At 51.0% G+C, this 23490-nt stretch carries 23 protein-coding genes; 18 read left to right on the top strand and 5 right to left on the bottom strand.

Annotated features, from left to right (window positions below; all coding sequences use genetic code 11):
- The first annotated feature begins 37 nt into the window (after positions 1-37).
- On the top strand, positions 38-1291 hold the full coding sequence (locus tag KNP92_RS08780) for an inositol monophosphatase family protein (protein WP_214840294.1): 1254 nt from the start codon (positions 38-40) through the stop codon (positions 1289-1291).
- 39 nt (positions 1292-1330) lie between these two features.
- On the opposite strand, the gene KNP92_RS08775 is transcribed toward KNP92_RS08780, so the two are convergent.
- Positions 1331-1507, bottom strand: coding sequence for a DUF5325 family protein (locus KNP92_RS08775; protein ID WP_214839536.1), 177 nt, complete (start codon positions 1505-1507; stop codon positions 1331-1333).
- 162 nt (positions 1508-1669) lie between these two features.
- On the opposite strand from KNP92_RS08775, the gene typA reads away from it, so the two are divergent.
- Both typA and KNP92_RS08765 read left to right on the top strand, forming a co-directional pair.
- Positions 1670-3514, top strand: a complete 1845-nt coding sequence (gene typA, locus KNP92_RS08770; protein WP_034807539.1) for a translational GTPase TypA — start codon at positions 1670-1672, stop codon at positions 3512-3514.
- Positions 3515-3599: 85 nt separating this feature from the next.
- Positions 3600-3944 (top strand): YlaH-like family protein, encoded by a 345-nt coding sequence (locus KNP92_RS08765; protein ID WP_214839534.1) that lies wholly within the window; start codon positions 3600-3602, stop codon positions 3942-3944.
- A 39-nt stretch (positions 3945-3983) separates the two neighbouring features.
- Here KNP92_RS08765 and KNP92_RS08760 read toward each other — a convergent pair whose 3' ends face one another.
- The gene (locus KNP92_RS08760; RefSeq protein ID WP_024369989.1) at positions 3984-4184 is read right to left on the bottom strand and encodes a YlaI family protein; all 201 of its coding nucleotides are present in this window, start codon (positions 4182-4184) and stop codon (positions 3984-3986) included.
- A 109-nt stretch (positions 4185-4293) separates the two neighbouring features.
- Here KNP92_RS08760 and KNP92_RS08755 point away from each other — a divergent pair, with 109 nt between their 5' ends.
- Together KNP92_RS08755 and KNP92_RS08750 are read left to right on the top strand one after the other, a co-directional pair.
- On the top strand, positions 4294-4743 hold the full coding sequence (locus KNP92_RS08755) for a PNPOx family protein (protein WP_214839532.1): 450 nt from the start codon (positions 4294-4296) through the stop codon (positions 4741-4743).
- 32 nt (positions 4744-4775) lie between these two features.
- Positions 4776-6092: a PhoH family protein gene (locus tag KNP92_RS08750; RefSeq protein WP_214839530.1), complete on the top strand. Its 1317-nt coding sequence runs from the start codon at positions 4776-4778 to the stop codon at positions 6090-6092.
- A gap of 27 nt (positions 6093-6119) precedes the next feature.
- Here KNP92_RS08750 and KNP92_RS08745 read toward each other — a convergent pair whose 3' ends face one another.
- Together KNP92_RS08745 and KNP92_RS08740 are read right to left on the bottom strand one after the other, a co-directional pair.
- Positions 6120-7316: a multidrug efflux MFS transporter gene (locus KNP92_RS08745; protein ID WP_214839528.1), complete on the bottom strand. Its 1197-nt coding sequence runs from the start codon at positions 7314-7316 to the stop codon at positions 6120-6122.
- Between the two features lie 94 nt (positions 7317-7410).
- On the bottom strand, positions 7411-7878 hold the full coding sequence (locus KNP92_RS08740; RefSeq protein WP_034805706.1) for a hypothetical protein: 468 nt from the start codon (positions 7876-7878) through the stop codon (positions 7411-7413).
- A 172-nt stretch (positions 7879-8050) separates the two neighbouring features.
- On the opposite strand from KNP92_RS08740, the gene KNP92_RS08735 reads away from it, so the two are divergent.
- The 4 genes from KNP92_RS08735 to KNP92_RS08720 all read left to right on the top strand — a co-directional run bounded on the left by KNP92_RS08735 (position 8051) and on the right by KNP92_RS08720 (position 14529).
- The gene (locus KNP92_RS08735) at positions 8051-8329 is read left to right on the top strand and encodes an Fpa/YlaN family protein (protein WP_034805704.1); all 279 of its coding nucleotides are present in this window, start codon (positions 8051-8053) and stop codon (positions 8327-8329) included.
- An 87-nt stretch (positions 8330-8416) separates the two neighbouring features.
- Positions 8417-9652: an FtsW/RodA/SpoVE family cell cycle protein gene (locus KNP92_RS08730; protein ID WP_034805701.1), complete on the top strand. Its 1236-nt coding sequence runs from the start codon at positions 8417-8419 to the stop codon at positions 9650-9652.
- A 28-nt stretch (positions 9653-9680) separates the two neighbouring features.
- On the top strand, positions 9681-13121 hold the full coding sequence (locus KNP92_RS08725; RefSeq protein ID WP_483297945.1) for a pyruvate carboxylase: 3441 nt from the start codon (positions 9681-9683) through the stop codon (positions 13119-13121).
- A 52-nt stretch (positions 13122-13173) separates the two neighbouring features.
- Positions 13174-14529, top strand: a complete 1356-nt coding sequence (locus KNP92_RS08720) for a cryptochrome/photolyase family protein (RefSeq protein ID WP_214839524.1) — start codon at positions 13174-13176, stop codon at positions 14527-14529.
- Between the two features lie 71 nt (positions 14530-14600).
- On the opposite strand, the gene KNP92_RS08715 is transcribed toward KNP92_RS08720, so the two are convergent.
- Entirely contained in the window at positions 14601-15500 is a 900-nt protein-coding gene (locus KNP92_RS08715; RefSeq protein ID WP_211779685.1) for a COX15/CtaA family protein, read from the bottom strand.
- Between the two features lie 332 nt (positions 15501-15832).
- Here KNP92_RS08715 and cyoE point away from each other — a divergent pair, with 332 nt between their 5' ends.
- From cyoE to KNP92_RS08670, 9 genes are all read left to right on the top strand, one after another.
- Positions 15833-16762, top strand: a complete 930-nt coding sequence (gene cyoE / locus KNP92_RS08710) for a heme o synthase (protein ID WP_034815000.1) — start codon at positions 15833-15835, stop codon at positions 16760-16762.
- A 58-nt stretch (positions 16763-16820) separates the two neighbouring features.
- Positions 16821-17849, top strand: coding sequence for a cytochrome c oxidase subunit II (gene coxB, locus KNP92_RS08705; RefSeq protein WP_376778122.1), 1029 nt, complete (start codon positions 16821-16823; stop codon positions 17847-17849).
- 68 nt (positions 17850-17917) lie between these two features.
- Positions 17918-19756 carry a cytochrome c oxidase subunit I gene (gene ctaD, locus KNP92_RS08700; protein WP_214840292.1) on the top strand — a complete coding sequence of 613 codons (1839 nt, stop codon included), beginning with the start codon at positions 17918-17920 and terminating at the stop codon, positions 19754-19756.
- Positions 19757-20383, top strand: a complete 627-nt coding sequence (locus tag KNP92_RS08695; RefSeq protein ID WP_214839522.1) for a cytochrome c oxidase subunit 3 — start codon at positions 19757-19759, stop codon at positions 20381-20383. It begins immediately after the preceding gene.
- A gap of 1 nt (position 20384) precedes the next feature.
- Positions 20385-20714 (top strand): cytochrome C oxidase subunit IV family protein, encoded by a 330-nt coding sequence (locus tag KNP92_RS08690; RefSeq protein ID WP_214839520.1) that lies wholly within the window; start codon positions 20385-20387, stop codon positions 20712-20714.
- Positions 20715-20850: 136 nt separating this feature from the next.
- Complete coding sequence (locus KNP92_RS08685; RefSeq protein ID WP_214839518.1) at positions 20851-21774, top strand: cytochrome c oxidase assembly protein; 924 nt, start codon at positions 20851-20853, stop codon at positions 21772-21774.
- Between the two features lie 23 nt (positions 21775-21797).
- Positions 21798-22259 carry a DUF420 domain-containing protein gene (locus KNP92_RS08680; RefSeq protein ID WP_214839516.1) on the top strand — a complete coding sequence of 154 codons (462 nt, stop codon included), beginning with the start codon at positions 21798-21800 and terminating at the stop codon, positions 22257-22259.
- Between the two features lie 20 nt (positions 22260-22279).
- Entirely contained in the window at positions 22280-22894 is a 615-nt protein-coding gene (locus tag KNP92_RS08675; protein ID WP_214839514.1) for an SCO family protein, read from the top strand.
- A 5-nt stretch (positions 22895-22899) separates the two neighbouring features.
- Entirely contained in the window at positions 22900-23172 is a 273-nt protein-coding gene (locus tag KNP92_RS08670; RefSeq protein ID WP_214839512.1) for a hypothetical protein, read from the top strand.
- The last annotated feature ends 318 nt before the right edge of the window (positions 23173-23490 follow it).

The following is a 23490-nucleotide window of genomic DNA, read 5'->3' as shown; positions in this document are numbered from 1 at the left end:
GTTTTTGTTTGGTACAATGCAACTAGAGGTGATTACGATGTTAGAATGGTTCGCAATTGACTTAATTAAACAAGCAGGAGAATATATTCGGCAACAGATTGATGAACAGTATGAGATTGAGCGAAAGACCGGGAAAGGGGACTTGGTGACGGAAATCGACCGGGCAGTGGAACAGCTGATTGTCGACCGAATCCAAGATGCCTATCCAGACCATCACATCGTCGGCGAAGAAGGGATCTCAACGGGACCGGCCGACTTGAAAGGGACGGTTTGGTTCGTCGACCCGATCGACGGCACGCTAAACTTTATCCATCAAAAACGAATGTTTGCCATCTCGGTCGCCATCATGGTCGACGAGGTCGTCGAGTATGGGTTCGTCTACGACGTCATGGCAGACGAACTGTTCGTCGCGCGGCGGGGCCACGGCGCAACGCTGAACGGAAGGATTCTTCCGTCCATCACAGAACATTACGTGCGTGACGCGTTCCTCAGCATGAACGCGACATGGGTGACGCCGAACCGACAAATCGCACCGGAAGTGTTGGCGCCAATCGTCAAAGACTCCGTCGGGACACGTGCGCACGGGGCCGCGTCGCTTGAACTCGCATGGCTCGCGGCCGGTCGTGTGGATGGCTACATTACGATGCGTAATATGCCTTGGGACTATGCAGCAGGGAAGTTGCTCGTCGAAGAAGTAGGCGGTCGCGTCGCTTCCTTATATGGAGAGCCTATTCAGTATGACGGCAAAACGTCGGTCCTCGCCGGAAGCGAGACGTTCGTCAACGATGTCGTCAAGCATTACGTCATCGCCAAAGGCGCGACGCCGGAAGTGCGACCTGACTTAGAGATTAAGTCCGAACCGTCCTATGCAGACGTTCAGGCGCTCCTTCTTTTGGCAAACCCGCAGGAAGCGATGATTCAAGAGCAGTTCAAAACGGGGGAGACGTTCGTCGCGATACTCGGGGGTGAGCTCGTCGGGGCTTATATGCTCGTTCGGCGTAGTGAGGAGTTAATCGAACTTGTCAACATCGCCGTCAAACCGGAACGACAAAACCAGACGATCGGACAGCGTCTCTTACAAGACGCGATTCGTCGGGCGAAAGAGAACGGTGCAAAGCGAATGCTCGTCTGTACGGGTAACTCGAGTATCGTCCAGCTTCGCTTTTATCAACAAGCCGGGTTTCGTTTCGAGTCGGTCGAACGCGACTACTTCCCGAACCATGGGTACGCAGCAATCGAGGAAGATGGTCTTCCGCTCCTCGACCGAATCTGTTTGACGCGTGACTTATAAAGCAGAAAAGCCCGGGCATAAAAGTGGCCCGGGCTTTCATCATGGTCGACGGTTCGAGAGGACGCGACGGCGTAAGTTGATTCCAAAGAATGTGGCGACCGCACTTAAGGCAAGGCTACCGATGATAATGGCGGCGCTTCCTTCGGCAACGCCGACCCCAATCCCGACAAAACCGGCTACGACGGCGATGGCGATGAGCACGAACAGCTTTTGCATGGAGATTCCCCCTTTTCTCTAATCTCCTCTATTGTATGCAAAAAAGAAGCCAAATGGAAACGGTAACAGTCGATAACACTCGACAAAGGTGGTAGAACGTGTGCTATACTCTTAAAGTTGAATAAAAGATGAAACTTTTTTAAATAAGAGAGGACTAACTACATGAACGTAAGAACAAACCTTCGGAACGTAGCCATCATCGCCCACGTTGACCATGGTAAAACAACGCTAGTCGATGAATTGTTAAAACAGTCTGGGACATTCCGGACAAATGAAATGGTCGCTGAGCGCGCCATGGACTCGAACGATATCGAACGTGAGCGCGGAATCACGATTCTCGCGAAAAACACGGCAATCGATTATAAAGACACACGCATCAACATCGTAGATACGCCAGGTCACGCCGATTTCGGTGGAGAAGTTGAGCGAATCATGCGTATGGTTGACGGCGTTATCCTCGTCGTCGACGCGCGTGAAGGTTGTATGCCACAGACACGTTTCGTATTGAAGAAAGCACTCGACCAAGGTCTCCGTCCAATCGTTGTCGTCAACAAAATCGACAAGCCGATGGTCCGCCCACTCGACGTCGTCGACGAAGTTGTTGACTTGTTGATTGACCTTGGAGCAGATGAAGATCAACTTGAATTCCCTGTCGTCTATACGTCTGCAGTCAGCGGTTCAAGTTCGTTCGATCCTGATCCAGAGAAGCAAGAAGATACAATCACGTACGTGCTCGACACAATCCTTGAGAACACGCCAGCGCCAATCGATAACTCAGATGAGCCGCTCCAGTTCCAAGTCACGATGCTCGACTACGATAACTACCTTGGCCGGATCGGTGTCGGTCGCGTCTTCCGTGGGAAAATCAAAGTTGGCGAGTCCGTGTCACTTTGCAAAACAGACGGTTCAATCAAGCAACTTCGTGTTACGAAATTGTTTGGTTACTTTGGACTCAAGCGCGTTGAAATCGACGAAGCGAAAGCCGGTGACTTGATTGCCATCGCGGGGATGGAAGACATCAACGTCGGGGAGACGGTCACGCCAGTCGGAAAAGAAGAACCACTTCCGCTCCTCCGCATCGATGAGCCGACGCTTCAAATGCGTTTCATGACAAACAACTCACCTTTCGCAGGACGCGAAGGCGATTTCGTGACAGCACGTAAAATCGAAGAGCGTTTGATGAAACAACTCGAGACGGACGTTTCGCTCCGTGTCGAAAACACAGACTCACCTGACCAATGGATCGTTTCAGGCCGTGGTGAACTTCACCTCGGAATCTTGATTGAGAACATGCGTCGTGAAGGGTATGAGCTTCAAGTTTCGAAGCCACAAGTTATCATTCGTGAAGACGAAGATGGTACGAAAATCGAGCCGTTCGAGCGCGTCATCATCGACGTGCCGGAAGAGTACACAGGTTCAGTCATGGAGTCGATCGGTCTCCGTAAAGGTGAACTGGCGAACATGAACACGAACGACAACGGTCAGACGCGTATGGAATTCATCGTTCCTTCACGTGGGCTCATTGGTTACCGTAACGAGTTCTTGTCAGCGACACGCGGATACGGAATCTTGAACCACACGTTCGAAGAATACCGTCCGTTCATCTCTGCTGATATCGGCGGCCGCCGTAGCGGTGTTATGGTTTGTATCGAACCTGGTAAGTCGACGGCTTACTCGATTGGTGCGCTTGAAGACCGTGGAACGATCTTCATCGAGCCGGGTACAGATGTATACGAGGGGATGATCATCGGTGAGTGTAACCGTGACGTCGATCTCGCGATCAACGCCGTGAAAGGAAAGCAGTTGACGAACATGCGTGCATCATCAAAAGACTCGACACAAGTCTTGAAACGTCCACGCGTCTTCTCACTCGAAGAGTCGCTCACATTCTTGAATGACGACGAGTACTGCGAAATCACGCCGGAGTCAATTCGTCTCCGTAAGAAAGTCTTGAACAAGAACGAACGCGAGAAAGCTGACAAGCGTCGTAAACTTGGTAAAGAATAAGTGCGAAAAAGGGAGCGCCTCGGCGTTCCCTTTTCTTTTGGATAGTGTAGAATGGATGTGTATGAAATAAAGGGGGATTCTCAGCTTGAAAGCTTCTCAAACGATTGACATCACACAAATCGATGTACCGTGGATTGCCTCGCTTCTTGGGGTCGGCAGTGACGCGAACGACTTCTCGGTCGGATTCAACGCGTTGATTATCACGGTCATCTTACTTACGATTCTCGTGTTCAAATTAGGCTTTGCTAAACAGTTGACGTGGTGGAAATCACTCATCGTCTACATTCTATTGTCACTCGGTGCGGGAACGATGGCACTCGTCTTCTTCACGTGGCCGATTCCAGAAGTCCTTCTCGTCATGGCGATCGTCTTGGCCATTTATCGAGGACGCCTCTGGTGGAACCGCCGCCAAGGGATCGAATCCCACTAAAAAAATGACGTCTCGCGTTATGCGGGGCGTCATTTTTGATTACCATCTCCGCTTTTGGCGGAACGATGGATATAAGTTGAAGTGACCGGTCGCATTCCGCTCTGCCGTTCGTTCAGAGATGCGTTCTTGGCACGTTTGGCACATATACGTTTTAGCGGGTTTGTTGCGAAGCCGTTTCGCTTCGAACGACCACGAATCAATCGTTTCGACTTTATCACAAAGAGAGCACTTTACGCGCATGGTCTCACCTTCCTCTTTCTTGATTATAGCATGATTTCACAATAGAAAAGCAGGGAATGAATGAGGTAAGGGCGAAAGCAATTCATATACCCGTGGAGGAGGGGAGTGTATGGCAAGTAAAGCGATGTTTGAGTTATCTGACGCGCAACAAGATGCCTTAAACGATATGCCGTTATCGATTTTAGTCGCGTTCGATGAAGCGAAACGATGGCCGACGACACATGCCATCAGTTGGGTGCAAGCCCCGACGCGACAAACGATTCGGTTCGCCCTGACGAAAAATTCACATTTAATCACGCTTTTACAGCAAGAGAGAACAGCGAGTCTTGTTTTTATCGAAGACGGCTCGGCATACAATGCGACGCTATCTCCAGTCGTGGAATTTGAACCCGGTGTTGTGCCGGTGCTTCACCTTCGTTTTTTTGAAGGGCGTGTCGAGGAAGTCCGGAACATCTCGTTTTATGGCGCGATGTTTGGACAACCAGAAATCGTCAAAACGTACGATCCAGAAGCAGCAGAAAAGTTGGACCGTGAAGTCAAGGAAAGCTTGAACTCTTGATCACCAACAATTTGCGAGGGGCGGCAAAGTCTATGAAAAAAACCTATGTGCTCGATACGAACGTACTCTTACACGATCCACTCTCTTTATTTCAATTTGATGAGCACGATGTCGTCATCCCGGCGATCGTCTTAGAAGAATTAGACGGCAAAAAACGAAACATGGATGAGGTCGGTCGCAACGCCAGAGAGACGGCACGCGTTCTCGATCAACTTCGAACGACCGCTAAACTTCATGATGGGGTGCCGCTTGAAAATGGGGGCCGGTTATTCGTCGAAATCGGTCACGAGCATTCCGTCGATTTTCCGTTCGATGTGATGACGAACGACAACCGCATCTTGACCGTCGCGTTAGGACTTATGAAACAACATGAACATGACCCGAATCGAAAAGTCGTGGTCGTGTCAAAAGATATACTCGTCCGCGTCAAGGCAGACGCCATCGGCATCGAAGCCGAGGACTATTTAACGGACCATATCGTCGATACGACGAACTTATATGCCGGATATCGGGAGATTGAGGTGGACCAAGCGCTGATCGACGAATTTTATCAAGTGCGCCAGTTACCTGTGTCAGCCATTTCAAAAAATCAGCTGTACCCGAACGCGTTCGTTGTGTTGAAGAGTAACGTCTCAAAGGCGAGTGCACTCGCCGTCGTCGATGCGCTGCAGCCGATCATCCGACCGTTGTCGCTCGATGCCGACCATATTTGGGGGATCCATCCTCGGAACGTCCAACAACGGATGGCGCTCGATTTACTGCTCCGTGATGACATCCCGTTCGTCACGCTACTCGGTAAAGCGGGTACCGGGAAAACGTTGCTTGCGCTCGCCGCAGGCCTCTCGCTCGTCGAAGACGAACATCGCTTCAATAAACTCGTCGTCGCGCGGCCGGTCGTCCCGATGGGGAATGACATCGGCTATCTACCGGGCGAGATGGAAGAGAAACTCCGTCCGTGGATGCAACCGATTTATGATAACTTGGAATTTTTATTCAACGCCAATTCAAAAGACGAGCTCGGTAACATTTTAGCCGGCATCAAATCGATTCAACTCGAGGCGCTCACGTATATTCGCGGACGCAGCATGCCGGACCAATTCATCATCATCGATGAGGCGCAGAACTTGACGAAGCATGAGATTAAGACGATTTTGACTCGTGTCGGGGAAAACTCGAAAATCGTCCTCGTTGGTGACCCGTATCAAATTGACCATCCGTACTTGGATGAGTATTCGAACGGGTTGACGTATGCGGTCGAACGATTCAAAGGACAAAACGTGTTCGGTCACGTCCAACTCGTGAAAGGGGAGCGTTCATCGCTCGCCCGGTTGGCCGCTGACCTGCTATAACAAAAACGCCGAGCGCGCGCTCGGCGTTTATTTTGGTTTCGCAACGAGCGTACGCACGTTGGCTTTCTCTAAAAATGCGTTCGTCAACATGATGAGGCCGGTGATGACAAACAAAGCCGAAAATCCGAAATGGACGACGATTTGAGACCCGAACAACGGACCGAGTAAGTTCCCCATGAACTGAGCGGATTGATTGTACGAGAAGATTCGACCTGTGGCGGAACTTGGCGTATGTTGCCGCAACAGGGACTGGACGGACGGCAGGAGCGCCGCGGTCGCAAAACCAAGTCCAAAGCGCAATAAGACGAGCTGTGTCGTCGACGTGACGAACGCCTGCGGGATGAGGAGCGCGCTATAGACGATGAGCGCCCAAAACAAGATGCGCTCCGCGCCGAACCGGTCCGACCATTGGCCGAGCCGTGGGGCCGAAATCAAGGCGGCGACCCCTGGGGCCGAAGCGACGATTCCAGCGAGAAACGCAAGCGACGTCGTATACGGATTTAACTCCCGGACGTAAAGCGTCAATAACGGGCCGATCGACTGCGTCGAGAACGTGATTAAGAATGTCGTGACAAACAAGCTGAGTATCAGTTGCGGATGGCGAAGCGAGCGAATAATCGATTTCGTCGAATCGAGTTTTTCACGCGCCACGGGTACGAAGTCTTCTTTGACGAATACGAGTGTGATGAGAAACGTCAAGAAGAGCGCACTTCCTGTAAAGAGAAAAACGGATCGAAGCCCAACCCAGTCAGCGAGCAGTCCGCCAATTAACGGACCGAGGAGACCACCGGTGATGCCACCGGTCGACAACGTACCGAGCGCCCAGCCACTTTTCTCTTTTGGTGTTTGTGAAGCGACAAGCGTGATGCCGGCCGAGATAAATCCGGAGACGGCACCCATTAAGAGCCGAAGCCCGACGAGTTGATAAATGTCTTGGACGAAACTGATGAGCGTCATGACCGTCGCCATCCCAAGACTCGCTCGGATAAGCATCAATTTACGCCCTTTTTGGTCCGCGAGCCTTCCCCATAGCGGGGAGACGAAGGCGGCGACGAGGAACGTGGCACCGAACGCGATGGCCGACCATATGACGACATCGTCCGGGTCGTGCACACCCAGCTCTTCAATAAAGAGCGGAAGGAACGGCAACACGAGACTCATCGAGGCGGCCGTCAAGAAACTTCCGAGCCAAACGATGATTAAATTCTTTTTCCATAGTGGCACCGTGAGCGTCACTTCCTTTCGAATGAATCTACATAGGATATATCTTACACTTTATGAAGTAAAAAGTCTAAAAAAAGAGAAGGCAAAAGCCTCCTCATCCGTTGCTGCGGACGACGATATGGTCGACCGAGCGAATGCACTGATTGTCATAGAGCACATATACAGGCCCGTCTGTGAGCACTTTGCCGTCCTTTGAGAATTGAAGATAGACACTGCTCGCTTCAGCGAGCGAGAGCGTCAACGTCGTTTCCCCGTAAAAGCTAACGTGAGTCGCGGTCGCGAGCGGTTCGGCGTTTTGTAAAAACGGTGCGAACGGCATGGCGAACGAATCGCGGAGTGCCGCATCTTTATCGGCACGTGACATCGGTTTGTTATGGTCGATTCGAGCGCCTTGTGTCAGCCCCTCATCCCATGCCTTCCCCATTTTGGCATAATAAGCGTCCTGATCGCTTTCGAGTTCGGAATCAAGTGCCTCGACATTTCGCTTGCGCTCGTCAAAAATCCATACGGTCGGGTCGATCGTCAACGCGTGACGTACAGCCCCGTCTAACGGAAAAATCATTGGTAGTCCCCCTTTATTCACGGTACACTGTTCATTATACAAGGTTTGGCATCAATTTGTGAACAAGACAGAAACTCGCCTTGAATCGCGACTGTACATTGAATTATGATGAATTATAATGTACAGTTGAGTTATGACAAACAGTCTGTCATTGTACGGAGGAGGGGTCGTAGTGGCGACAAATTTGGCTGCAGTCCAACGGGAGCAAGCGCTTCAATTACTTGAAGCCGATGCGGAGAAAATCCGTTGTTTGATTGAAGTACAGTTAGAAAACCTAAAAATGCCGAAGTGCCCGCTTTATGAAGAGGTGCTTGATACACATATGTTCGGTCTATCACGCCAAATTGATTTTGCGGTCCGTCTTGGACTCATTTCAGACATTGAAGGTAAAGGACTGCTCGATTCATTGGAACAAAAGTTATCCGCGCTCGCGGAAGCTTCAGAACTATGAACCTTATACTCAAACTGTGCAAGCGGCGCTGTTTGAGTATTTTTTTATAATGGTCAATCGGATTGCTGTACATAAGGAAGTGAACAGATGAAAACGAGATTTCAGTATTTTGATTTTACGTTGTTTATCGCCGTGCTCATGCTCGTCGGCATCAGCTCGGTCATGATTTACAGTGCGAGTGTGTGGAACCGAGGGGATTATGCGAATAGTGGCCTATTTTATCGGCAGCTCATCTATGCCGGAATCGGCGTATTCGTTTATTTAGTGGCGACGCTCTTCCGTTATGAGAACTTTCGGAAGACACACATCTTGTATGGTCTTTATGCGTTGACGGTCATCCTGTTGTTCGTCACATGGGCGATGCCACCGTTGAACGGTGCCCGGGCATGGCTCGTCGTCGGTGGTTTCACGATGCAACCGGTTGAGATCGCGAAGTTCGCGCTGATCTTATTGCTCGCGAACTACTATCACCGGCTCTGGAACCATGAGCTAAAAGGGCTACCGGGCCGAATCGGACGGGCCGCCATCGTCAAGAAAGGATGGCGCGCTCAAATCGGGGCGTTCTTCCTGATTCCAATCATTTATTATTTCCTCCCGTATGCCATCGCCATCAACGGGCAACCGGACCACGGGGGACTGTTCGTCCTTGGCGCCATCATGTTCATGATGTGGCTCGCGGTCGGGTCACCACTTCGCATCATCATCCCGGCAATTTTGGCAGGGGTCGGCTTCGTCTATGCGATGTATACGTTCGTCTTCACCGATAATCAGGTGAGTCGTGTCGACGTCGTGTTCAATCCGTTTATGGACCCGGAAGGTTACGGGCACCAGTTGCTCATGTCGATTATCTCCATCGTCCATGGCGGACTGACGGGCGTCGGACTCGGGAACAGTTATCAAAAGTATGGATACTTGCCGGAGCCGGAGACGGACTATATCATGTCCATCATCGCGGAAGAGCTCGGCTTCATCGGCGTCGTGACCGTCTTGACGTTACTGTTTTTCATCGCGTTCCGCGCCATCAACATCGCCAATCATACGGACAACCACTTCGCCATGTTCGTCTCCTTCGGGATCGCGGCGCAGTTGATGGTCCAAACGGCCATCAACATCGGGGCGATGTCGGGTTGGTTCCCGGGTACCGGCGTCACGCTTCCGCTCGTCAGTTACGGGGGGACGTCGCTCATCATGACGATGGGTATTCTCGGTGTACTGAGTAGCATCTCGATGCGGAATCGACATCGGGAAGCGACAAGACGGGCTGAAATTCGAGAAAAGTCAGCAGAAAACGTTCAAAGCTCGTCATTGCATGTAGTAAGGTAAGACTGAAAGGACTACTTTTATGGGGGGAATTCATTTGAAACCAATTAGCAAATTACTAGTAGCCAACCGTGGTGAGATTGCCATTCGTGTATTTCGTGCCGCCACAGAGCTCGGCATGCGCACCGTCGCCATCTATTCACAAGAAGATAGCGGATCGTTACACCGCTTCAAAGCCGACGAAGCGTATTTAGTCGGCTTGGATAAAAAGCCAATCGATGCGTATCTCGATATCGAGGACGTCATTCGAATCGCGAAGCAATCGGGAGCTGACGCGATTCACCCGGGCTACGGTTTCTTGTCAGAGAACATCGAACTAGCACGTCGTTGCCGCGAAGAAGGCATCATCTTTGTCGGGCCGAACGAATCCCACTTGCATGCGTTCGGGGACAAGGTTCGGGCCCGTCAAAACGCGATTGCGGCCGGCCTACCGGTCATCCCGGGTTCAGACGGTCCGCTCACATCGTATGAAGACGCATTGGCGTTCTCAAACGAGCACGGATTCCCGCTCATGGTCAAAGCCGCGATGGGCGGCGGCGGACGCGGCATGCGCGTCATCCGTTCAGAAGCCGAGATGAAAGATTTGATTGAACGTGCCAAGTCAGAAGCGAAGCAAGCGTTCGGTTCGGACGAAGTGTACATAGAAAAATTAGTCGAACGACCAAAACATATCGAGGTGCAAATCCTCGGTGATGACCATGGCAACATCATCCACTTGTTCGAGCGTGACTGCTCGGTCCAGCGTCGTCACCAAAAAGTCGTTGAAGTCGCACCGTGTGTGACGCTCTCGGACGAGTCGCGCCAAGCGATTTGTGACGCGGCCGTCAAACTGATGCGCCACGTCGGGTACGTGAACGCCGGTACGGTCGAGTTCCTCGTCACGGAAGACGAGTCGTTTTACTTCATCGAGGTCAACCCGCGCATCCAAGTCGAACATACGATCACCGAGATGGTCACAGGGTTCGACATCGTGCAAACGCAGCTCATGATTGCACAAGGCGAGTCGCTCCACGGTGACGTCATCCATATGCCGAAACAAGAAGACATCAAACTGCTCGGTTTCGCGATTCAATCGCGCGTCACCTCTGAAGACCCGGGCAATAACTTCATGCCGGACACTGGAAAGATTATGGCGTACCGTTCGCCGGGCGGCTTCGGGGTTCGTCTTGACGGTGGGAACGCCTATGTCGGTGCTGAAATTTCGCCATACTATGATTCGCTCCTCGTTAAACTTTCGACGCACGGGATGACGTTCAAGCAGGCCGCCTCGAAGATGGTCCGTAACTTGAACGAGTTCCGGATTCGCGGAATCAAGACGAACATTCCGTTCTTGATTAACGTGATGAAGCATCAAAACTTCATTAGCGGCGACTATAACACGTCGTTTATCGACGAGACGCCGGAGCTGTTCGTCTTCCCGAAACGGAAAGACCGCGGGACGAAGTTACTCAACTACATCGGCGACGTCACCGTGAACGGGTTCCCGGGCGTCGGGTTGAAAGACAAGCCGATTAGCCGCTCGGTCCGGATTCCACACGACCTCCCGGCCGAAGCGAAACCGGGCTCGAAACAAATCTTGACGGAGCTAGGGCCGACCGGTCTGGCCGATTGGGTCAAACGTCAGCCGGAACTGTTATTGACCGATACGACGATGCGCGACGCCCATCAGTCGCTTCTCGCGACGCGGATGCGCACGCAAGACATCTTAAATATCGCCGAACCGACAAGCAAGCTCATGCCAGAGTTGTTCTCGGTCGAGGCATGGGGTGGTGCGACGTTTGACGTGGCGTATCGCTTCTTGTCAGAAGACCCTTGGGTCCGACTCATGCGTCTACGCGAACGGATGCCAAACGTCTTGATCCAAATGCTCCTCCGCGGTGCGAACGCCGTCGGATACAAAAACTATGCCGATAACGTCATCGAGAAGTTCGTCCACGAGGCGGCGTATGCCGGTGTCGACGTCTTCCGAATCTTTGATAGTTTGAACAACGTCGAATCGATTCAATTGGCAATCGATGCTACGCTTCCGACAGGGAAAGTCGCCGAGGCGGCAATCTGTTATACAGGTGAATTATATGACGGCAACCGTCCGAAATATCACTTGCCGTATTACGTCGAGCTCGCGAAGCAACTTGAGGCGAGCGGCGCCCATATTTTAGCGATTAAAGACATGGCTGGCTTGTTGAAGCCGGAGTCGGCTTACGCGCTCGTCTCGGCATTGAAAGACGCCGTCGATTTACCGATTCACTTGCACACGCATGACGCTTCTGGGAACGGAATCTTCACGTATGCGCGAGCGACGGACGCAGGCGTGGATATCGTCGACGTCGCCGCAAGTTCGTTATCGGGCATGACGTCACAACCTTCGGGTGGAAGTTTGATTTATGCGCTCGACCATCACGAACGCCAGCCGAAAGTTGATGTGAAACATTACGAGATCATCAGCGACTACTGGCAAGACGTCCGTCATAACTATGAGCCGTTCGAGAGCGATATGCGTGCACCGCATCCATCGGTGTATGAGCATGAAATGCCAGGCGGTCAGTATTCGAACTTGCAACAGCAAGCGAAAGCCGTCGGTCTCGGAGACCGTTGGGGTGAAGTGAAGGCGATGTACGCCCGGGTGAACATGTTGTTCGGGGATATCGTGAAAGTGACACCGTCTTCGAAAGTCGTCGGGGACATGGCGCTCTTCATGGTGCAACACGACTTGAGTGAAGAAGACGTCTTGACGCGTGGCCATCAGCTTGATTTCCCGGATTCAGTCGTCGAGATGATGCGCGGGGAGCTCGGCACGCCACCAGGTGGCTTCCCGACGGATGTTCAAGCAGCCATCTTAAAAGGGGAGCAACCGCTTGAGGTGCGTCCTGGGAAGTTGATTGAACCGTATGATTTTGAGAAGGCGCGCACGGAGTTGTTCGAGAAGTTCGAACGTCCGGTAACCGATTTCGAACTACTCGCCCATGCGCTCTATCCGAAAGTTTATGATGACTATGTCAAACATACGAACACGTACGGTGACGTCTCAGTTCTCGACACGTTGACGTTCTTCTACGGATTGAACGTCGGGGAGACGATTCAAGTCGAGATTGAGACAGGGAAAACACTCATCATCAAGCTGGTTCAAGTGAGCGCGCCGAATGAGGATGGAATTCGTCTTGTCTCGTATGAGATGAACGGCGTGCCGCGTGAGATCGAGATTAAAGACGTAAACGTGAAGACGGCGACGACGAGCCGGCCGAAAGTCGACCGCTCGAACCCGAAACAAGTCGGGGCCTCGATGCCAGGCTCGGTGTTGAAAGTGCTCGTCGAGCCAGGAAGTCGCGTCCACCGGGGCGAGCAGCTGCTCGTCACGGAAGCGATGAAGATGGAAACGACCGTCCAAGCTGCTCAGGACGGAGAGATTAAAGCCATCCACATCAAGGAAGGCGACACAATACAAAGTGACGACTTGTTAATCGAGTTCGTATAATGGGAAGAAGCATAGCATAGCTATGCTTCTTTTTTAGATGGGAGAGGGAAAGATGAGACGAGTTTGTTGGTTCCGGTCCGATTTTCGATTGCATGACAACCATATGCTGCATCGCGCTTTGAAAGACGCGGAAGAAGGGGACGAGGTAGCGTTTGTGTTTTGGCTGAACCCGAAATATTGCGACCCGTTCGACACGCGACACGATTATTACTTCTCAACGATGCGCCATTTCATGGATGACCTCGACGAACACGGCCTCGGCCTTCACGTAATCGTGGCTGAGACGGAAGAAGAGTTTGTTGACCAGCTCGGAGAAATGGGGGCACTTTATTTTAATGCAGAATATGTCGAGCCGTTCAAACAGCGAGACGACAACGTCATCAAGTTGCTCGGGGACGGCGTACTCGTCGTTCGCCTGCTCGATCGGCATTTATTCGCACCGAACGCCTTCACGAAAAAAGACGGGGAGCCGTATAAAGTGTATACCCCGTTCAAAAAGGCGGCGTATGAAGAACAGCCTCCGAAACCGTTCGATGTCCGCGTCGATGAGTTGAAGCGACGTGTCACGACGAAGAATGAAGTTCCGTCCGAACTAAAGAAGCAGTTTGACCGATGTGTTCGGGAGTGGAAGGCGCTCGGGGAGAAGGCTGCAAAACGCCGATTGACCGATTTCGTGAACGACCGAATCAAACTGTATGACGAGGACCGTGACCTTCCGGCCATCGCCGGGACGAGCCGATTATCCCCTTATCTTAGGACGGGTGTGTTGTCGATTCGAACCGTTGCGGAAGCCGTGTTGGCCGCCCCGAAATCGAAAGGACGAGACACGTACTATGACGAGTTGTTATGGCGGGAGTTTTACTATATGATCATGGTGCAATTTCCGGGCTTGAAAGATCGGCCGTTCAACGACAAATATAAGCATCTCGATTGGGAAAACAATGATGAACATTTCGACAGATGGTGCCGCGGTGAAACAGGTTATCCGATTGTCGATGCCGCCATGCGCCAAATGAACGAGACGGGATGGATGCACAATCGATTACGGATGATTGTCGCCTCGTTCTTATCGAAACATCTGCTCATCGATTGGCGCAAAGGGGAGCGGTATTTCGAACGGAAGTTGATTGATTATGAGGCCGCCTCAAATATCGGGGGCTGGCAATGGGCCGCGTCGGTCGGAACGGATGCGGTTCCATACTTCCGCATCTTTAATCCGACGACACAGTCAGAGAAGTTCGACAAAGACGGCACGTTCATCCGAAAATTTGTGCCCGAGTTGGACCATCTCGACGCGAAGACGATTCATTTCCCGGAGGCAGACGACCGGGACGGATACGTCGACCCGATTGTCGACCATAAAGAAGCACGAGCTCGAGCGCTCGAACGTTTTAAAGACGCCCAATAAAACAGGCCTTCCGACGTGTCGGAAGGCGAGATACGAACCAGGTCGCGAAAGCGGCTTGGTTCGTTTTCGTATTAACTGATCTGTTGTTTCGAGGCGTCGTTACGTGCTTGGGCTCGGTACGCATGATACGCCAAGTACGAGATAATCCCGAAATAGCACGTGATCAAGAAAGCGTGAAGGAGTGGAACGTATGTCGCGTGCCCCCCGAGGACGATCCAAGCGCCAGTGCCGACTTGCAGCATGATGAAGAAGAGCGAGGCCCACATGCCACGTTCAACGAGACGGTTCGTCTCCCGGCGTGCCAAGTACAGGACGTATAGCGTATAGAAAACGAGCAACGCGGCCATGGCACGGTGGCCCATTTGGACCCAGGATTCGAACGTCCACACTTCTTGTGCGCAAATCGGCCAGCCGACGCATGAGTACGTGGCGCCGAGGTGACGGACGTAAGCGCCGGTGTAGACGACGACCATCGTGTAAATCGTCAAGCCGTACAGATGGATCTTTAATTTTTCGGACACGGTCTTATGAACCCGCTCACCCTCAAATAAAAGAATCGTCAAGATGAGTAAGGATGCGAACGAGACGAGCGAGATGCCGAAATGGAGGGCGAGAATTGCATCCGACTGTTGCCAGATGACGGCACCGGCTCCGATGATCGACTGAATCAACATGAAGATGAACGCGAGGAACGCGAATACTTTGACGTCGAAGCGGTTTTTCACGACCGCGAACGTCCAAATCGTCAAGGCGATGATGAGAAGCCCTTCAATCCCGGAGACGACCCGGTGACTGTATTCAATCATCGTCTCGATGCTCGGGTTCGTCGGAATCAGTTTTCCGTGACAGAGCGGCCAGTCTGTGCCGCAGCCGTCACCCGAGTCTGTCTTCGTCACGGTTCCACCCATGATGAGGACGAGCATCATCCCGAGGGTGACAAACCCAGAGAAGAGTGCGAGTTTTTTATGCATTCGTTACCACCTGCTTTTGAGAAAAATCACGACAATTGCGCCTTGTAAGTTGTTATTTTTTTCGCCATACTTATTATACGGGTTTCGATCCAAAAAACGAAACGGAAAAGCTTGCAATCGCTATCAAAATCGCTATTCTAGTATTAGTAATGCGTTTTTGGTGTGACAATTATCACACGTTCGTCACAAAAAACTCGCTATTTTACAAGCATAAACGACGTATTCTTTTTAAAAATATGGTATCTTTGTTATGAGTTAGGTGTACTTTGCTTATATTGTGTTTTTTTTGTGAAAAGAATACGAGGATTTCGTGATTATGTGGGGGGGTCAGTATGACAAAAGTCAACCCAGGAATGATGGCAGAAGTAGAATATACAGAATCCGCCTCATTCCGTGACTATGTTGCTCTCGCAAAAATGGGAATCGTCCGCGCTAACTTATTGTTAGTGTTTGCCGGTTTCTTTGTAGCAGCAACATATCAGAGCGACACGCCTGTGCTTTATTTATTTGAAGTATGGCCACAGCTCTTATTAACCATGTTAGGCAGCGCACTCGTCATCTCCGGGAGTTGTTACCTAAACAACTTCGTGGACCGAGATATCGATTACTTGATGGGACGTACAGACAATCGACCGAGTGTCACCGGAAAAATTTCAGGAGAACGCATTTTACTCCTCGGATTGACGCAACTTGCGGTCGGGACATTCATGCTTTTGATTGTGTCGTATGTGGCAGCAGTATTCGGTTTAATCGGGGCATTTTTTTATGTCGTCATCTATACGATGTGGCTGAAACGGACGCACACGTTGAACACGGTCGTTGGTAGCATTTCGGGAGCGGTCCCACCGCTTATCGGATGGGCAGCAATCGACCCGGCGCTTCATATCGATGCGTGGCTTATGTTCCTCGTCATGTTCTTGTGGCAACCGCCGCACTTCCTCGCGCTCGCGATGCGTCGCGTCGAGGAATATCGCGCAGCTGGCATCCCGATGCTACCTGTCGTGAACGGATTCGCCATTACGAAACGCCAAATCATTTGGTGGATCGCAACGCTCATTCCGGCATCGCTTCTCTTCATGCACTACGGTACAGTCTACGTGATTATCGCGGCCGTACTCGGGGGGTACTGGTTGTATCTCGGTTTGAAAGGGTTTAAAGCCGATGACGAAATCAAGTGGGCCAATAAAATGTTCTTTTATTCATTAATTTATTTAGTCGTGTGGATTGTCGCCCTCATGTTGACGGCATTGCCTTCATCGTGACGGTAAGTTTTAATCGCACTCACTATATAGATACTTTTGCACATCATTTTGGGAGAAAGTGGGGATTGTTGTGAAATCATTTAAGAAGCTTCTGTTTGGCATCGTCCCGATGATGATGTTTGCACTCCTGTTATCAGGGTGTGGCGTTGAGGGATTGTCTGCATTGCGGCCGATGGGAGAAGGGGCTGAGATTCAGCTTCGAATCATTCTCATCAGTTTGGCAATCATGCTCTTCGTACTCGTCATCGTTACGGTTATTTACGTGTACGTCCTTATGAAATTCCGTCGGAAAGATGATTCGATTCCGAAACAGGTAGAAGGAAGCAGTACACTCGAATTGATTTGGACAGTCGTTCCAATCATCTTGCTTATCATTCTCGCTGTCCCGACGATCACGACGACCGTCGAACTCGCGAAAGCGAAAGAAGCGAAAAAAGAAGAAGAAATCAACGTCACGGCGAACCTTTACTGGTGGGAATTCGAGTACCCGAACGCGGGCGTCGTCACTGGTCAAGAACTCGTCATCCCGACAGGCAAGCGTGTCGGCATCAACTTGACGTCAAAAGATGTCATTCACTCGTTCTGGGTTCCGGCATTGTCTGGTAAAACGGATACGAACCCTGGACTCGACAACGAAATGTGGCTCCATGCAAACGAACCAGGTACGTTTTACGGGAAGTGTGCCGAGCTTTGCGGTCCGTCACACGCACTCATGGACTTTAAAGTCATCGCCCTCGACCAAGAGGATTACGATCAGTGGCTCGAAGACATGAAAGCGAAGCAAGACGAGAATGCAGAAACACTCACTGCGGATAACCAAAATCTCACAGTCGGCGAAGCCGTATACGTGGAGAGCTGCTTGAGCTGTCACGGTGGCGGGAAAGTCGCACCGAGCTTAACAAACTTTGGGGATCGCGAATGGTTGGCTGGATACCTCGAAAATAACGAGGAAGAGTTGAAGGAATGGATTCGTGACCCACAAGAAAAGAAACAAGGCGCGCTCATGCCTGGCTTCTCGGAAGGCCAAATCAGTGATGAAGAGTTAGACGCACTCGTTGACTTCTTGTACGATCAGAAGATTGACTAACGGGAAAAGGGGGATTTCACGTGGCACAGACCACTGCACTGCAGCAATCGCGTAAATACAATGGCCTTATGGACTGGATTACGACGGTTGACCACAAAAAGATCGGTATTTTGTATTTGTTCTCAGGGATTTTCTTCCTCCTTCTCGGTGGAATTGAAGCGTTACTTATTCGGTGGCAACTCGTTCGTCCGATGAACGACTTCGTCAGCGGGGAAACATTTAACCAGTTGATTACGATGCACGGGACGACGATGATCTTCCTAGCGGCGATGCCGATGCTTTTCGGCTTCATGAACGCGGTCGTACCGCTTCAAATCGGGGCACGCGACGTTGCGTTCCCGTTCATTAACTCACTTGGTTTCTGGTTGTTCTTCTTCGGTGGCGTCATGCTCAACTTGAGCTGGTTCTTCGGCGCTGCACCGAACGCAGGTTGGACGGCGTATGCGCCGCTCTCGACGCAACCGGAAGCGACCGGCGTTGACTTCTATGCGCTCGGTCTTCAAATCTCAGGTTTCGGTTCACTTATGGCCGGGATTAACTTTCTCGTCACGATTTTGAACATGCGCGCACCAGGCATGAAACTCATGCGGATGCCGCTCTTCACGTGGACGACGTTCGTCGCTTCGGCTTTGATCGTCTTCGCGTTCCCACCACTTACGGTCGGATTGTTCATGTTGATGTTTGAACGACTCTTTGGAGCCGTGTACTTCGATCCAGCAATGGGCGGAAACGTCATCATTTGGGAACACCTCTTCTGGATCTTCGGTCACCCGGAAGTATATATCTTGATTTTACCGGCTTTCGGTATCTTCTCGGAAATCATCCCGACGTTCGCGCGTAAACGTCTCTTCGGTTACACGACGATGGTATTCGCGACGATGCTTATCGGGTTCTTAGGATTCATGGTTTGGGTTCACCACATGTTCACAGTCGGTCTCGGACCGGTAGCCAACTCAATCTTCGCGGTAGCGACGATGGCGATCGCTGTCCCGACCGGAGTGAAGATTTTCAACTGGCTGTTCACGTTATGGGGCGGTCAAATCAAATTCAACGTCGCAATGCTGTACTCGGTAGCGTTCATTCCATCGTTCCTCGTCGGAGGGATGACAGGGGTCATGCTTTCAGTCGCACCGGCGGATTATCAATACCATGATAGCTACTTCGTTGTCGCTCACTTCCACTACGTTATCGTAGGTGGGGTTGTATACGGACTCTTTGCTGGACTTTACTACTGGTTCCCGCTCATGTTCGGGAAGGCACTCTCTGAGAAGCTCGGCTATTGGCAGTTCTGGTTGTTCTTTATTGGCTTCCACTTGACGTTCTTCCCGCAACACTTCCTCGGATTGTTCGGGATGCCACGCCGCGTCTTCACGTATCTTCCGAACCAAGGGTTTGAGACGATGAACTTACTTTCGACAATCGGTGCCTTCTTCATGGGTGTATCGACGATCATCTTGCTCGTCGCAGTCGTGAAAGCATTCATGTCGAAACACGTTGTCAAACCAGACCATTGGGGCGACGGACGTACGCTTGAGTGGACACTTCCAGTGCCGACTCCTGAGTATAACTTCGCGCAAACGCCGCTCGTTAAAGGACTCGATACGTTCTGGCTCGAGAAGATGGCGGGCAATAAACGGGTATCTGTCGCTGAACCGGTCTCAGACATCCATATGCCGAACAACTCGTTGATTCCGTTCTTCATGTCGCTCGGATTATTCATCGCTGGCCTTGGCGCAATCTTCCAAAAAGACAACATGGTCATCGGCTGGTCGCTCATCGCATTTGGTTTACTCATGACATTCGTATCGATGTTCCTCCGTTCATGGATCGACGATCACGGATACTACATTCCAAAATCACAAGTCGAAGCGGATTTGAAAGCGATTCGTGAGAAAGGAGAACAATAAATGGCACATGCAGTTGAAAAACACCCAGTAACCGGGATTCCGGTCAATCCAGAGAAAGCCACACTGGAAGGGAAAAATAAATATGTGGCCTTCTGGTTCTTCCTTGGTGGAGAGACGGTTCTCTTCGCCTCGCTATTCGGAACGTATGTCGGTCTTTTGAACTCTGGTGCGCCAGAGGAACTTCGGTCGTACAATATTTTTGAGATGGGGCTCGTCTTCTTGATGACGATGCTCCTCCTCACGAGTTCACTTACGAGTGTACTCGCGATGATGAACATGAAAGCGAACAACCCAGCTCGTATGAAGTTCTGGTTGATCGTGACGCTCGTCCTCGGGGCAGGATTCCTTGCAGCTGAGATTTATGAGTTCATCCACTACTACCATATCGGTCACACGTTCACGTCAAGTGCATTCGGTTCAGCGTTCTACACGCTCGTCGGATTCCACGGCGCGCACGTGACGTTCGGTCTCCTTTGGATTACGACGCTTCTCATTCGTAACTGGAATCGTCCGATCGATGTGCATAACGCTCCAAAGTTTTATGTGTCGAGCCTTTACTGGCACTTCATCGATGTCGTCTGGGTTTTCATCTTCTCGATCGTCTATCTCCTAGGGATGGTGAGCTAATATGGAAAAACGTACAATGAACGAATCGCACAAGCAGTTGGAGCTTGAAGTCAAAGCAGAGTCGAGACGTGAATATCAACTTCAGTTGATCAGTTTCGCAATGATGATTTTGCTCACATTCGTAGCGTTCGGCGCGGTATATGCTGAACTCATGCCAGTGTGGGCAGCGGGTGGTTTCTTAATCATTCTCGCCATCATTCAAGTGTTCTTGCAGCTATACATCTTCATGCATATGAACAACCGTGGCAACACATGGATCGTCGGGATGATGTGGCTTGGCATCTTTGTCGCCATCATCACGGTAGCGGCACTTCGTCTGCTCATTTGGTAAATGTGACAAAGGATTGAACATCTGTGGAAACACAGATGATTCGGTCCTTTTTGCTTTACTTCAAAAATAAAGGAATAGTAATCTTGAAGTGAACGGTTTCATTGGTTTTTGGGAGAGAGAGAAAAGGGGTGAAGGGATGCTCTGGAATACATCAGAGCTACTCAGGCAGTTCGATTGGATGACGCTTTGGAGTCCATTCTTCGGATTGCTCATGGTAGGGCTGTACGTCCTCTACGCTGTCGTTACAGAGAAAATGGCGAAGCGGGGATATGAGTCGACGACGTTGCTGCAAAAGTTCAGCATGTTGTTTGCCATCGTTTTGTATTACATCGGATTTGGAAGCCCGGTGGACGTATTTGCACACATTATCTTCTCGGTACACATGTTCCAGATGGTACTCGTCTACGTGCTCGCACCGGCACTCGTCGTTTATGGGTTGCCGTATTGGGTATTTGAAAAATTATTTAGCTATAAAGTAATCGGGCCGACGTTACGGTTCATGACGAAGCCACTCATCGCGCTCATCTTGTTCAATGCGTTGTTCACGTTGTATCATATGCCATTCATCTTTGATTACGTGTTGACGAACTATGGTGTCCACCGCATCTTCCACGGCGCGCTCGTCGTCTTCAGCTTGACGATGTGGTATCCGGTCATCGCGCCATTCATCTCGGAAGACGAGGAAGGCATGTCTGACTTGAAACGAATGGTTTATATCATTGCGAACGGCGTCCTGTTAACGCCGGCTTGTGCGTTGATTATCTTTAGCCATAACATCCTTTATGATGCATACACGGACGTCGAGACGTTCGCGACGGTGCTCGGCTACTGTATGCCGAACGGAGATGTATCGGGTCTCGATTTGAATGCGCTCATGGGTGCGACGAATAGCGCGCTTGAAGATCAACGCTTCGGCGGGGTATTGATGAAGCTTGGTCAAGAACTCGTGTACGGCTTCTTCTTCGGCTGGACGTTCTTCGGCTGGGTGCGTCGGACGAAATCGCTCGCGCTTGAGGAAGGCATGTCGTTCTCACCGCAAGAGCAACAAGAGAAAAAATGAGTTAAGTCAAAGGGGAAACAACGATGAATTATCTTGCATTGATTAGTGTTTCATTCATTGTGCTCAGTGCGATTTTAGTCGCCATCGGCTGGGTCATCATCGCACGGGACCGCCGTGATATCGAGAAACATAAGAAAGTCATGACGGCTGCAGCTGTCGCCGCTACGACATTCTTTATTCTATATGTATCCCGTACCATTTTCGTCGGGAACACCGCGTTCGGTGGGCCAGACAGCGTGAAACCATATTATTTGGCGTTTATGATTTTCCATATTTTACTCGCCACGACGGGCGGCGTGCTCGGCTTGATCACGCTTTACCTCGGTTATAAAAATAAGATTGAGAAGCATCGCAAAATCGGTCCGAAAGCATCGGTCGTCTGGTTTTTCACTGCCATCACGGGTGTCACCGTGTATGTTCTCCTCTATGTCGCGTTTGAACCTGGTGAGACGACAAACGTCTTCCGCGCCATTATCGGAGGGTGACCCAAGAGAGGGGGATGAGGATGAAACGGAACAGTTACACGACGGTCGGTTTGACGGTTGCCGTCCTGATCGCGATCGGCGTCGCCTCGTATTTCATATTCTTTAAACAGGACGACTTGCCGGTCATTCAAGAGCCGACACCGTTCACACTCACGAACGCATTAGATGGAGAGACGTACAATTCCGATAACGGAAAAGTCAAAGTCGTCACGTTCTTTTACACGAACTGCCCTGATATCTGTCCGCTCACGTTGCGAGACTTCATGAAACTCGAACGAGAGTTGAAGACCGAAGGACTATATGGCACCGACGTCGAACTCGTTGCCATTACCGTCGATCCGGAAACCGATACGGTACCGGTGCTTGAAAATTACGGTGCTGCTTTTCAAGCCGAACCGACGGGTTGGAAAGTGTTGACGGGAGAAAAAGCGGATATCGACCGCATCACGCGTCAGCTTCAGTTCTATTATTCAAAAGCGAACAGTGGGCTCGTCACGCATGCGACGACGATGTACATCGTCGATCGGCATCATGATGTACGGGCAGTCGCGCAGATGGCGACGACAGGAGATCAACCGGTCGATATCGAATCTATCATGGAGGACGTGAACGTGCTCGTTGCTGAAAAGGAGTGAAGACGATGAACGATACGATGGCTGTGATTGGAAATGATTATTCATACGGAGATGTCACGATTGCGGAGCGGGCGATTGAGGATTTGATTGCGTGTAGTGCAATCGAGTTCGGCTTGCCGGAAGTGAAAGTCGTTTCTTTATCAAAGAATCATTACGATTATCAAGTGATCGCACCGCTCTCGCTCGTTGAGGCGGAACGGTTGTACCGTTACATCCGAGATCAATTCGATTTGTTGCTCGGGCAAGTCGATGTGACGTTGAACGTCATCGCGACGTAACGACAACGGAGGGCCGCGTTGCGGTCCTCCGTTTGTTGACGAACAGAATGTTTTCACTCATCCTCTTGGCGTCTCCGCTCTTAGGGCGAACAGGGAGCCGTATCGTTAAACGCTACTACGTCTCCCTTCGCTCGCTATTCCCATAGGAGTCTACGACGCCGTCGGATGAGCGCCGCGAGAGGCCGCCCTTGTGCGGCCACTCGTCTTTGCGTTTCTTCCACTTTTATGTCGGGCATTGCGCCTCGGGACTATTAAACCGAAAAGAAGGCGAACCAAATCGCATGGCACGATTCGTTTCATCTACAGTTCGAGTGTAGC

This window comes from Exiguobacterium sp. s122 (assembly GCF_018618475.1).
Taxonomy (GTDB): Bacteria; Bacillota; Bacilli; order Exiguobacteriales; family Exiguobacteriaceae; genus Exiguobacterium; species Exiguobacterium himgiriensis.
Note: the sequence above shows the minus strand (reverse complement) of the source record. Positions and strands in the feature narration are given on the sequence as shown.

Coding starts and splice junctions, on each gene's coding strand:
- KNP92_RS08780 (WP_214840294.1), top strand. CDS start 38: ATGTTAGAATGGTTCGCAATTGACTTAATTAAACAAGCAGGAGAATAT.
- KNP92_RS08775 (WP_214839536.1), bottom strand. CDS start 1,507: ATGCAAAAGCTGTTCGTGCTCATCGCCATCGCCGTCGTAGCCGGTTTT.
- typA (WP_034807539.1), top strand. CDS start 1,670: ATGAACGTAAGAACAAACCTTCGGAACGTAGCCATCATCGCCCACGTT.
- KNP92_RS08760 (WP_024369989.1), bottom strand. CDS start 4,184: ATGCGCGTAAAGTGCTCTCTTTGTGATAAAGTCGAAACGATTGATTCG.
- KNP92_RS08755 (WP_214839532.1), top strand. CDS start 4,294: ATGGCAAGTAAAGCGATGTTTGAGTTATCTGACGCGCAACAAGATGCC.
- KNP92_RS08750 (WP_214839530.1), top strand. CDS start 4,776: ATGAAAAAAACCTATGTGCTCGATACGAACGTACTCTTACACGATCCA.
- KNP92_RS08740 (WP_034805706.1), bottom strand. CDS start 7,878: ATGATTTTTCCGTTAGACGGGGCTGTACGTCACGCGTTGACGATCGAC.
- KNP92_RS08730 (WP_034805701.1), top strand. CDS start 8,417: ATGAAAACGAGATTTCAGTATTTTGATTTTACGTTGTTTATCGCCGTG.
- KNP92_RS08720 (WP_214839524.1), top strand. CDS start 13,174: ATGAGACGAGTTTGTTGGTTCCGGTCCGATTTTCGATTGCATGACAAC.
- KNP92_RS08715 (WP_211779685.1), bottom strand. CDS start 15,500: ATGCATAAAAAACTCGCACTCTTCTCTGGGTTTGTCACCCTCGGGATG.
- cyoE (WP_034815000.1), top strand. CDS start 15,833: ATGACAAAAGTCAACCCAGGAATGATGGCAGAAGTAGAATATACAGAA.
- ctaD (WP_214840292.1), top strand. CDS start 17,918: ATGGACTGGATTACGACGGTTGACCACAAAAAGATCGGTATTTTGTAT.
- KNP92_RS08695 (WP_214839522.1), top strand. CDS start 19,757: ATGGCACATGCAGTTGAAAAACACCCAGTAACCGGGATTCCGGTCAAT.
- KNP92_RS08690 (WP_214839520.1), top strand. CDS start 20,385: ATGGAAAAACGTACAATGAACGAATCGCACAAGCAGTTGGAGCTTGAA.
- KNP92_RS08685 (WP_214839518.1), top strand. CDS start 20,851: ATGCTCTGGAATACATCAGAGCTACTCAGGCAGTTCGATTGGATGACG.
- KNP92_RS08680 (WP_214839516.1), top strand. CDS start 21,798: ATGAATTATCTTGCATTGATTAGTGTTTCATTCATTGTGCTCAGTGCG.
- KNP92_RS08675 (WP_214839514.1), top strand. CDS start 22,280: ATGAAACGGAACAGTTACACGACGGTCGGTTTGACGGTTGCCGTCCTG.
- KNP92_RS08670 (WP_214839512.1), top strand. CDS start 22,900: ATGAACGATACGATGGCTGTGATTGGAAATGATTATTCATACGGAGAT.